Raw genomic sequence first — 10,888 nt, forward strand, 5'->3', positions numbered from 1 at the left:
CCGCCGCCTCCGACTCTCTCGACGACCAGTCCGACCAAAGGTGGAATCCCATGTCCGTATCCGTCGCCGTGGCGGGAGCCTCCGGCTACGCGGGCGGTGAGCTCCTGCGCGTGCTCTCCGCCCATCCCGAGTTCGACGTCAGGACGGTGACGGCGTTCTCGAACGCCGGACAGCCGCTCATCGCGACGCAGCCGCACCTCCGCTCGCTGTCGCACCTGACCCTCGTCGAGACGACGGCGGAGAACCTGCGCGGACACGACGTGGTGTTCCTCGCGCTGCCGCACGGGCAGTCCGGCGCGATCACCGAGGAACTCGGTGGGGACGCCCTGGTCGTGGACTGCGGGGCGGACCACCGGCTGACGGACCCGGCGGCGTGGGAAGCGTTCTACGGCGGCGAGTACCACGGCGCGTGGACCTACGGCCTGCCGGAGCTGCTGCACGCGGCACCGACGCCCGGGTCGGCCGACGAGTGGCGGGACGTCGACGACATCGAGACGCAGGGACGGCAGCGCGCGGCCCTCGTCGGGACCAAGCGGATCGCCGTCCCCGGGTGCAACGTGACCGCGGTGACGCTCGGCATCCAGCCGGGCATCCAGGCCGGCCTGGTCGAGTCGGACGACCTCGTCGCCGTCCTCAGCGTCGGTCCGAGCGGTGCCGGCAAGAAGCTCGCGACGACGTACCTGGCGTCCGAGATCATGGGCTCCGCCAGTGCCTACGCGGTCGGCGGGACGCACCGGCACGTCCCCGAGATCCAGCAGAACCTCGTGGTCGCCGGGGCCGCCGACGTCACGATCTCGTTCACGCCGGTGCTCGTCCCGATGGCCCGTGGCATCCTCGCGACGACGACCGCGAAGCTCGCCCCCGGCGTGAGCGCACGCGACGTCCGCCTCGCGTGGGAGCAGGCCTACGCCGACGAGCCCTTCGTGCACCTCCTGCCCGAGGGCGAGTTCCCCCGGGTGGCGGACACGATCGGTGCCAACACCTGCCTGGTCGGCATCGCGGTCGACGAGGCCGCAGGCCGCGTCGTCGCGGTCAGTGCCCTCGACAACCTCGCGAAGGGCACCGCCGGAGCGGCGGTCCAGTCCACGAACATCGCCCTGGGCTTCCCGGAGACCCTCGGCCTCAGCACGGACGGAGTCGCACCGTGAGCGCAGACGCAACCCAGTCCACCCAGGGCGACCCGGGCCTCCAGGGCGTCACCGCGGCAGCGGGGTTCCGCGCTGCGGGCGTGACGGCGGGGCTCAAGGCGAGCGGCACGCCGGACGTCGCCCTCGTCGTCAACGACGGACCGGCGGCCGCGGTCGCCGCGGTGTTCACGAGCAACCGGGCACAGGCACACCCCGTCATCTGGTCGCGCCAGGTCGTCGGTGACGGTGTGGCGCGCGCGGTGGTCCTCAACTCCGGCGGTGCCAACTGCTTCACCGGCCCCTTCGGCTTCCAGACCACCCACCTCACGGCCGAGGCGGTCGGCGCGGCACTCGGCATCGGCGCGGGTGACGTCGTCGTCTGCTCGACCGGGCTGATCGGGGTCGGCGACCAGACCTTCCGCGACAACGTCCTCCGGGGCGTCGACCTCGCGAGTGCGGCCCTGTCGTCCGACGGCGGCCCGGACGCAGCGACCGCGATCATGACCACGGACACGAAGCCGAAGCAGTCGGTCGTCTCCGAGGACGGCTGGACCGTCGGCGGGATGGCCAAGGGCGCCGGCATGCTCGCGCCGGGCCTCGCGACCATGCTCGTCGTCATCACGACCGACGCGGTCCTCGGCTCCGACGACCTCGACCAGGCGCTCCGCGCGGCCACGCGGGTCACGTTCGACCGCGTCGACTCCGACGGCTGCATGTCGACGAACGACACCGTCGTGCTGATGTCCTCGGCAGCGAGCGGCGTCACCCCCGAGGTCGGTGACTTCCAAGAGGCCCTGACCGCCGTCTGCGCGAACCTCGCACGGCAGCTGCAGCAGGACGCGGAAGGCGCGAGCCACGACATCGCGATCGAGGTCGTGCACGCCGCGACCGAGGACGACGCCGTCACGGTCGGGCGGAGCGTCGCCCGCAACAACCTGTTCAAGGCCGCGGTGTTCGGCAACGACCCGAACTGGGGCCGGGTGCTCGCGGCGATCGGCACCACCGACGCCGAGTTCGACCCCTACGCCGTCGACGTCTCGATGAACGGCGTGCGCGTCTGCCACGCCGGCGCACCCGACGAGCCGAGCGACCGCGTCGACCTGACCCCACGCGACACGCACGTGCTGATCGACCTCGGGGTCGGCCCGCACGCGGCGACGATCCTGACGAACGACCTCACGCACGACTACGTGCACGAGAACAGCGCGTACTCCAGCTGATGGCCGACGACACCGGATTCCTCTCGAAGGAAGAAGAGCACGAGCTCGCGACCGTCAAGGCCGCGACGCTCATCGAGTCCCTGCCGTGGCTGAAGCGGTTCTCGGGCAAGATCGTCGTCGTCAAGTTCGGCGGCAACGCGATGATCAACGGGGACCTCAAGCGCGCGTTCGCCGAGGACATGGTCTACCTCCGCTACGCCGGCCTGCACCCGGTCGTCGTGCACGGCGGCGGCCCGCAGATCTCCGCCGCCCTCAAGGAACAGGGCATCGAGTCCGAGTTCCGCGGCGGGTACCGCGTCACCACGACCGAGGCGATCACGGTCGTCCGCGACGTGCTCGCGGGCGAGGTCAACCGCGAGATCGTCGACCTGGTGAACGAGCACGGCGAGGGCCTCGCGGTGGGCGTGTTCGGTGACGGCGGCTCACTGTTCACCGGCGAGAAGAAGGGCGTCGTCGTCGACGGCGAGCACTTCGACCTCGGACACGTCGGCGACATCACGCACGTGGACCCGTCCGGGGTGCTCGCCGCGATCGAGGCCGGTCGCATCCCGGTGGTGTCGAGCATCGCGATCGACGACGCCCACCCCGACCAGGCGCTCAACGTGAACGCCGACGCCGCGGCCGGAGCGCTCGCGATCGCCCTCAAGGCGTCGAAGCTCATGATGCTCACCGACGTCCCGGGCCTCTACCGCAACTGGCCGGACCGCGACTCGATCGTCGACCTCATCGCGGTCGAGGAGCTGCGCGCACTCCTGCCGTCGCTCGAGTCGGGCATGATCCCCAAGATGACCGCGTGCCTCGACGCCGTGGTCGGCGGGGTCGGCGGGGCGACGATCATCGACGGGCGCATCCCGCACTCGATCCTGCTCGAGGTCTTCACCCTGCGCGGTGCCGGCACCGAGGTGATCCCGGACCCCAGCCGACGCACCGAGAACCAGATGACCCACGCCGAGATCGGCCGACGCGTCGCAGCACCGTCGACCGACAGCGGCACCGGCCAACACGTGGCCAGCACGACCGAGAAGGGACAGCAGCAGTGAGCACCGAGACGCAGACCGAGACCTGGAACGACCGGTTCGGGGCGTCGCTCATGCGATCCCTGACCCCGCCGAAGATCATGCTCGAACGTGGCCAGGGCTGCCGCGTCTGGGACGTCGACGGCAACGAGTACCTCGACTTCCTCGCCGGCATCGCCGTCAATTCGCTCGGCCACGCGCACCCCGCGCTGGTCGAGGCGATCAGCGACCAGGCCGCGAAGCTCGTGCACGTCTCGAACTACTTCGCGACGCCGCCGCAGCTCGAGCTCGCCGAGCGACTCAAGCGCATCACGGGTGCCGGGGACGCCGGCCGGGTGTACTTCGGCAACTCCGGCGCCGAAGCGAACGAGGCCGCCTTCAAGCTCGCGCGCCTCAACAAGGGCGCCGACGGTCGGAAGACCCGCATCCTCGCCCTGAAGCAGGGCTTCCACGGCCGCACGATGGGTGCGCTCGCGCTCACCGGCAAGCCCGCCCTGCAAGAAGACTTCCTGCCGATGGTCCCGGGTGTCGAGCACATCGACACGTCCGTCGACGCCCTCGAGGCGGCCCTCGACGACACCGTGGCCGCGCTGATCCTCGAGCCGATCAAGGGCGAGGCCGGCGTGGTCGACCTGCCCGAGGGCTTCCTCCTCGCCGCCCGCCGCCTGACGGAGGAGCACGGCGCGCTGCTGATCCTCGACGAGATCCAGACGGGCGTCGGCCGCACCGGCAACTGGTTCACGTACCAGGGGCACGGCTTCCAGCCGGACGCCGTCACGGTCGCCAAGGGCATCGCCGGCGGGTTCCCGATCGGGGCGCTCGTCACCTTCGGCTGGGCGTCCGACCTGTTCTCGGCCGGCCAGCACGGCTCCACGTTCGGCGGCAACCCCCTCGGCACCCGGGTGGCGAACGCCGTCCTCGCCGAGATCGAGCGCGCGGACCTCGTGTCCGGTGCGGTGACGAAGGGGGAGCGCATCCGCGCGGGCATCCAGGGCATCGGGTCACCCCTCGTCGAGGAGGTCCGCGGATCCGGCCTGCTCATCGGGGTCGGACTCACCGGGCCGATCGCCGCCGCCGTCAACGCCGCCGCGCTCGAGCGCGGTCTGATCATCAACGCCCCGAACGAGTCGAGCCTGCGCATCGCGCCGCCGCTCATCGTGTCCGACGCCGAGATCGACGAGTTCGTGTCGATCCTCGGCGAGAGCCTCGCCGCAGTCGCCGCCGAGCAGGGCACCACCACCCAGGAGACCTCAGCATGACCCGTCACTTCCTCCGGGACGACGACCTCAGCCAGGCGGAGCAGTCCGCGATCCTCGACCTCGCCGAACAGATGAAGGCCGACCGCTGGGGCGCGAAGCCCCTCGCCGGGCCGCAGAGCGTCGCCGTGATCTTCGACAAGTCGTCGACGCGGACGCGGGTGTCGTTCCACGTCGGGATCTCCGACCTCGGCGGCAGCCCGCTCATCATCTCCACCGCCAACAGCCAGCTGGGCGGCAAGGAGACCCCGACGGACACCGCGCGGGTCCTCGAGCGCATGGTCTCGGCGATCGTGTGGCGCACCTACGGTCAGGCCGGACTCGAGGAGATGGCGGCGAACACGAGCGTGCCCGTCGTCAACGCCCTGTCCGACGACTTCCACCCGTGTCAGCTGCTCGCCGACCTGCTGACCATCCGCGAGCACCGCGGCACGCTCGCCGGGCAGACCGTGGCGTTCGTCGGCGACGGCGCGAGCAACATGGCGCAGTCCTACCTGCTCGCCGGCGCCACCGCCGGCATGCACGTGCGGGTCGCTGCGCCGTCCACGTTCTCGCCCGCCGCCGATGTCGTCTCCGATGCCGAGCGCCGCGCTGCCGAGACCGGCGGGTCGGTCCTCGTCGTGACGGACCCGGTCGCGGCCGTCGCCGGTGCGGACGTCGTCGTCACGGACACCTGGGTGTCGATGGGCAAGGAAGACGAGAAGCAGGCGCGCCTGGACACGTTCAACGGGTACCGCGTGGACGACGCGATGATGGCGCACGCCGCCGACGACGCCGTCTTCATGCACTGCCTGCCGGCCGACCGGGGCTTCGAGGTCACGGCCGAGGTCATCGACGGTCCGCGCAGCATCATCTGGGACGAGGCGGAGAACCGGCTCCACGCCCAGAAGGCACTGCTCGCCTGGCTCCTGGCAGCGAACGCGACCGGCGCCCCGGCGACCGGCGCCACCGCGACCGGCGCCTCGGCGACCGGTACCCCCGCGATGACCAGCGCCCCGGCGACCGCCTGACCGAGGGAGACCACCGTGGCAGACCGCGTCGTCCTCGCGTACTCCGGCGGACTCGACACGTCCGTCGGCATCGGCTGGCTGCGTGAGGCCACCGGCAAGGACGTCGTCGCGCTCGCGGTGGACGTGGGCCAGGGCGGCGAGGACCTGGCGGCGATCCGGCAGCGCGCACTCGACTGCGGCGCCGTCGAGTCGATCGTCGTCGACGCCAAGGACGAGTTCGCGGACGACTACCTCGCGCCCGCGCTGCAGGCGAACGCGTCGTACCAGAAGCGCTACCCGCTCGTCTCCGCGTTGAGTCGGCCGCTCATCGCGAAGCACCTGGCGCTCACGGCGAAGCAGCTCGGCGCCGACAGCGTCGCCCACGGGTGCACGGGCAAGGGCAACGACCAGGTCCGGTTCGAGGCCGCGGTCGCGGCGATCGCCCCCGACCTGACGAGCATCGCGCCCGTCCGGGACCTCGCGCTGTCCCGAGACGAGGCCTTCGCCCACGCCCGGCAGCGGGGTCTGCCGATCGGGCAGTCGGAGCGGTCGCCGTGGTCCGTCGACCAGAACGTGTGGGGTCGTGCGGTCGAGACCGGGTTCCTCGACGACCCGTGGACCGCGCCGGTCGAGGAGCTCTACGCGTACACGCAGGACCCGACCGTCCCGCGTGACCCGGACGAGGTGACGATCACCTTCGAGCGGGGCGTGCCGGTCGCCATCGACGGCCAGCGCTTCAGCGTCCTGCGCGTCGTGCAGGAGCTCAACGCGCTCGCCGGCAAGCACGGTGTCGGCCGCATCGACGTGGTCGAGGACCGCCTCGTCGGCATCAAGTCGCGCGAGGTCTACGAGGCCCCGGCTGCCGTGGCGTTGATCACGGCGCACGAGGAGCTCGAGAACCTGACCCTCGAGCGCGACGTGAACCGGTACAAGCGACGCGTCGAGTCGGACTGGGCCGACCTGGTCTACGACGGACTGTGGTTCAGCGGACTCAAGCGGAGCCTCGACGCCTTCATCGCCCACACCCAGCAGCACGTCTCGGGCGACGTCCGGCTCCGGCTGCACGCGGGCCGTGCGGTCGTCACGGGTCGTCGGTCGAGTCAGAGCCTCTACGACTTCGAGCTCGCGACCTCCGAGACGAGCGACGCCTTCGACCAGTCGCGGTCGAAGGGCTTCATCGACATCTGGTCGCTGCCGAGCAAGATCTCCGCCCGACGCGACCTCGCGAACTGACCCGGACCCCAGACCGCGAACCCCGGACCCGGCACCCCGAACCCCGACCCCGAACCCGAACCCCGGACCGCGAACCCCGGACCCGGACCCGGCACCCAGCACCCCGACCCGCACCACCGCCCCAGCACCGCTCGACCGGATGACGAGAGAACCATGACCGACGCGAACCAGCCCGCCGCCAAGACCGACGCCACCAACACCGGCGCCCTCTGGGGTGGCCGCTTCGCCGACGGCCCGAGCGCCGAGCTCGCCGCCCTCTCCCGATCGACCCACTTCGACTGGCAGCTCGCCCCCTACGACATCGCCGGTTCGAGGGCCCACGCCCGGGCCCTCGCCACCGCCGGGTACCTGTCGGCGGACGAGCTCGAGCGGATGCTCGCCGGACTCGACCGCCTCGAGGCCGCGCACGCCGACGGCTCCCTGCAGCCGGCCGACAGCGACGAGGACGTGCACGGCGCCCTCGAGCGCCTGCTCATCGCCGACCTCGGCCCCGAGCTCGGCGGCAAGCTGCGGGCCGGCCGGAGCCGCAACGACCAGATCGCCACGCTCGGCCGGATGCACATGCTCGACCACGGCCGCCGCATCGGCCACCTCGTCATCGACCTGTTGGACGCGATCTCGCAGCAGGCGAGCGAGCACCCCGGCGCGATCATGCCGGGCCGGACGCACCTGCAGCACGCACAGCCGGTCCTGCTCGCACACCACCTGCTCGCCCACGCGTGGCCGCTCGTCCGCGACCTCGAGCGACTCCGGGACTGGGCGGACCGCGCGAGCGTCAGCCCCTACGGTGCCGGTGCCCTCGCCGGCAGCTCGCTGGGACTCGACCCGTCGGCGATCGCCCACGAGCTCGGCTTCGCCCGCCCCGCGGACAACTCGATCGACGCGACGGCGGCACGCGACGTCGTCGCCGAGTTCGCGTTCGTCCTCGCCCAGATCGGCATCGACGTGTCCCGCCTGGCGGAGGAGGTGATCCTCTGGAACACGAAGGAGTTCGGGTTCGTCCGGCTCCACGACGCGTTCTCGACCGGGTCGAGCATCATGCCGCAGAAGAAGAACCCGGACATCGCCGAACTCGCCCGGGGCAAGTCCGGTCGGCTCATCGGCAACCTGACGGGCCTGCTCGCGACGCTCAAGGGCCTGCCGCTGGCCTACAACCGGGACCTGCAGGAGGACAAGGAGCCCGTCTTCGACTCGGTCGCCACCCTCGAGGTCCTGCTCCCCGCCTTCACCGGCATGATCGCGACCCTGACCTTCGACACCGACCGGATGGCCGAGCTCGCTCCGCAGGGCTTCTCGCTCGCGACGGACGTCGCCGAGTGGCTGGTCCGGCAGGGGGTGCCGTTCCGCGACGCGCACGAGGTCTCCGGCGCCCTGGTCCGGTACTGCGAGGAGCGGGGCGTCGAACTCGACGACCCCACCGACGACGAGTACCGGACGGTCTCCGAGCACCTCACCCCCGAGGTCCGCGGCGTCCTCACGATCGAGGGCTCGGTCGCATCGCGTGCGGGGATCGGCGGCACGGCGCCGGACCGGGTCGCCGAGCAGCTCGCGTCGCTCACCCGGCGCGTCCACGACCTGGCGGAGGGCGCGCCCTTCACCCGATGACCCACCCCACGCTCGCGCTGCTCTCCGAGCCGGCACCGGTCTCCGCACCCGCGCTGCTCGGTGCGACGATCGCGGGCAGGGGTGTGACCCTGCGCATCACCGAGGTCGAGGCCTACGCCGGCCCCACCGACCCCGGGTCGCACGGCCACCGCGGTCCGACCCCGCGGAACCGTCACCTGTTCGGACCGCCCGGGACCCTCTACGCCTACCGTTCGTACGGCATCCACACCTGCGTGAACGTGGTCGGCGGTCCGGACGGCACGTCCTCCGGCACGCTGCTCCGCGGGGCGCAGGTCGTCGACGGGGTCGAGACGGCGCGGGCCCGACGTGGCGCGGCCGTCGCGGACGTCGCCCTGGCGCGTGGGCCCGGCAACCTCGGCGGCGCGCTCGGTGCGGTCCTCGGCGAGGACGACGGCAGCGGACTCCTCGACGGGTCCGGCCCGTACCGGCTCACGTTGGCTCCCGGCCTGGAGGCGCGGCTCGCCTCCGACGGCCCGGCTCGCGTCGTCGAGGAGCTCCTGTCCGAGACGGTGCCCGGCCCGACCGGGACGGGCACCGTCCCACGGATCTCGCGCGGACCGCGCACCGGTGTCGCCGGCGTCGCCGGCGGCGCGCGGTTCCCATGGCGCTTCTGGCTCACCGGCGACCCGACGGTGTCGCCGTACCGGCGGCACAGGGGTGCGCTCGACTGATCCCCACCGGCACGGCCGACCCGCGCCTCCTGGCCCGTCTGCGCCGCTACAATGGCTGGGTGTCCAGTGAATCCGCTCACGATGTCCTGACGCGCCAGCAGAACGACCCGACCTTCGCCTCGGTCTGGGACGAACTGCGCTGGCGTGATCTGGTGCACGTCTCCACCGACGAGACGGCACTCGAGGAGGCCCTCGACGGTGAGCCGATCACGTACTACTGCGGCTTCGACCCGACCGCGGCCTCCCTGCACTGCGGCAACCTCCTGCAGCTGCTCACGATGCGTCGGATCCAGCTGGCCGGCCACAAGCCGCTGGCACTGGTCGGCGGATCCACCGGCCTGATCGGCGACCCCCGGCCGACCGCCGAGCGCACGCTCAACACCCGCGAGACCGTGGGGGAGTGGGTGACGCGTCTGCAGGGGCAGGTCTCACGGTTCCTCAGCCCGGACGGCGAGAACGGCGTGCGGTTGGTGAACAACCTCGACTGGACGGCACCGCTGTCGGCGATCGACTTCCTGCGGGACATCGGCAAGTACTTCCGCGTGAACTCCATGCTCAAGAAGGACGCCGTGGCCGCGCGTCTGAACTCCGACGCGGGCATCAGCTACACCGAGTTCAGCTACCAGATCCTGCAGGGGCTGGACTACCGCGAACTCTTCCTGCAGTACGGGTGCACGCTGCAGACGGGTGGGTCGGACCAGTGGGGCAACCTCACCTCGGGGACGGAGCTCATCCGACGGACCGAGGGTGCGACCGTGCACGCGCTCGGCACGCCGCTGATCACGAACTCCGACGGCACGAAGTTCGGCAAGAGCGAGGGCAACGCGATCTGGCTCGACCCGGAGATGACGTCGCCGTACGCCTTCTACCAGTTCTGGCTCAACACGGCGGACGCCGACGTGGTCGCCCGGCTGCGGCAGTTCACGTTCCTGTCCCGCGCCGAGATCGAGCGGCTCGAGCAGGCCGTGGCCGACGAACCCTTCCGACGAGAGGCGCAACGGACCCTCGCGTTCGAGGTCACGGCCGTCGTGCACGGGGTCGAGGCGACGCAGGCGGCGATCGATGCGTCGGCGGCCCTGTTCGGCAACGGCGACCTCGGTGCGCTCGACGCCGGCACGCTCCGGTCGGCGATCGCGGAGCTCCCGGGGTCCGTGGTGTTGCCGGGTGACGCCGACGTGGCCCGGGCCCTCGTCGACACCGAGCTGGTGAAGTCCCTCGGCGAGGCCCGCCGCGCGATCGACCAGGGCGGCGTCTACGTGAACAACGCCCGAGCCGACGACGCGACCGCGCAGCTGTCCGGCCTCGCCCTGCCCGGCGGGGTGGTCGTGCTCCGTCGTGGCAAGAAGACCCTCGCCGGCGTGACGCTGTCCTGATCGTCCCGGCCCGTCGATGCCCGGTTCCCCTGGTGGGAGCCGGGCATCGCTGCGTTCGGCGCCGGTTGTTGCACAACGCGACACGCCCGGGATGTGGCGCGTCTTGGCGCACCCGCTCAGAGCTGCGTATAGTTCTTACTCGTCACCCCAAAGGTGCGGCGGAGCGGCTGGAGCGAGAGCCCAGAGCCTGCCGGCCTCAAGCGGGACCATCCTCCACTGAAGTTCAGACCTGGCCTTGCGCTGGATCGCTTCGACGCCTAGGATGACTACTCCACCGGTTCTCTCCCTCGGGATGAGCCACAGGACCTCCGGGTCCGACGCAGGCTGCGTGCCTGGCCGGTGACTACCAAGAACGAATGCCTCTCTGGCGGAACCTC

At 71.5% G+C, this 10,888-nt stretch carries 9 protein-coding genes; all 9 read left to right on the top strand.

Features of this window, described 5'->3' with window-relative positions; translation table 11 throughout:
- Positions 1-50 precede the first annotated feature (50 nt).
- On the top strand, positions 51-1,148 hold the full coding sequence (locus ACQXVK_RS06950; protein WP_416394322.1) for an N-acetyl-gamma-glutamyl-phosphate reductase: 1,098 nt from the start codon (positions 51-53) through the stop codon (positions 1,146-1,148).
- The gene (argJ, locus tag ACQXVK_RS06955; RefSeq protein WP_430853105.1) at positions 1,145-2,347 is read left to right on the top strand and encodes a bifunctional glutamate N-acetyltransferase/amino-acid acetyltransferase ArgJ; all 1,203 of its coding nucleotides are present in this window, start codon (positions 1,145-1,147) and stop codon (positions 2,345-2,347) included. Before ACQXVK_RS06950 ends, argJ begins: the two co-directional genes overlap by 4 nt.
- Positions 2,347-3,387 (top strand): acetylglutamate kinase, encoded by a 1,041-nt coding sequence (gene argB / locus ACQXVK_RS06960; RefSeq protein WP_022908511.1) that lies wholly within the window; start codon positions 2,347-2,349, stop codon positions 3,385-3,387. Before argJ ends, argB begins: the two co-directional genes overlap by 1 nt.
- On the top strand, positions 3,384-4,622 hold the full coding sequence (locus ACQXVK_RS06965) for an acetylornithine transaminase (RefSeq protein ID WP_402267231.1): 1,239 nt from the start codon (positions 3,384-3,386) through the stop codon (positions 4,620-4,622). The genes argB and ACQXVK_RS06965 overlap by 4 nt, the downstream gene beginning before the upstream one ends.
- Positions 4,619-5,629 carry an ornithine carbamoyltransferase gene (gene argF, locus ACQXVK_RS06970; protein ID WP_430853106.1) on the top strand — a complete coding sequence of 337 codons (1,011 nt, stop codon included), beginning with the start codon at positions 4,619-4,621 and terminating at the stop codon, positions 5,627-5,629. Before ACQXVK_RS06965 ends, argF begins: the two co-directional genes overlap by 4 nt.
- Before the next feature lie 15 nt (positions 5,630-5,644).
- A complete protein-coding gene (locus tag ACQXVK_RS06975; RefSeq protein ID WP_430853107.1) occupies positions 5,645-6,841 on the top strand; it encodes an argininosuccinate synthase in 1,197 nt (398 codons plus the stop codon).
- A gap of 153 nt (positions 6,842-6,994) precedes the next feature.
- The gene (gene argH / locus ACQXVK_RS06980) at positions 6,995-8,446 is read left to right on the top strand and encodes an argininosuccinate lyase (protein WP_430853108.1); all 1,452 of its coding nucleotides are present in this window, start codon (positions 6,995-6,997) and stop codon (positions 8,444-8,446) included.
- On the top strand, positions 8,443-9,138 hold the full coding sequence (locus ACQXVK_RS06985) for a DNA-3-methyladenine glycosylase (RefSeq protein WP_430853109.1): 696 nt from the start codon (positions 8,443-8,445) through the stop codon (positions 9,136-9,138). Before argH ends, ACQXVK_RS06985 begins: the two co-directional genes overlap by 4 nt.
- Before the next feature lie 59 nt (positions 9,139-9,197).
- Positions 9,198-10,511, top strand: a complete 1,314-nt coding sequence (gene tyrS / locus ACQXVK_RS06990) for a tyrosine--tRNA ligase (protein WP_430853110.1) — start codon at positions 9,198-9,200, stop codon at positions 10,509-10,511.
- Positions 10,512-10,888 lie beyond the last annotated feature (377 nt).

It is taken from the genome of Curtobacterium sp. AB451 (genome assembly GCF_050585845.1).
GTDB lineage: Bacteria > Actinomycetota > Actinomycetes > Actinomycetales > Microbacteriaceae > Curtobacterium.